The sequence below is a fragment of the Halomonas sp. SIMBA_159 genome (assembly GCF_046536035.1).
GTDB classification, from domain to species: domain Bacteria; phylum Pseudomonadota; class Gammaproteobacteria; order Pseudomonadales; family Halomonadaceae; genus Vreelandella; species Vreelandella venusta_A.
Window position 1 is genome coordinate 1 of the sequence record NZ_JAWJBT010000427.1, and the last position, 277, is coordinate 277.

The following is a 277-nucleotide window of genomic DNA, read 5'->3' on the forward strand; positions in this document are numbered from 1 at the left end:
TTGGTCATAGACGATTTCTTCTGCTATACCGCCATAGTACTTAAACGCCAGCTCATGGCAACGTATCGTATCCGCTGTGGTAAATGGTCGATTGAACCACCAAGTATATTTTTGACGAGAATGTGCTAGCACCAAGGCGATAAAGTAAAGGCGGACTTCTTTTCCGTGTGTATCCTTTTGAATCGTCTGGCCCCAATCTACCTGCAGTTGTTTTCCTGGCGGCAGTTCATCGACTGACTCGTATTCACGTGGCTCTTCTTTCTTTTCAATCTGATAC

At 45.1% G+C, this 277-nt stretch carries 1 pseudogene; it reads right to left on the reverse strand.

What is annotated here, in order from left to right:
* Window positions 1-277: pseudogene (locus R0J87_RS19895) on the reverse strand (IS21 family transposase); the annotation flags it as partial.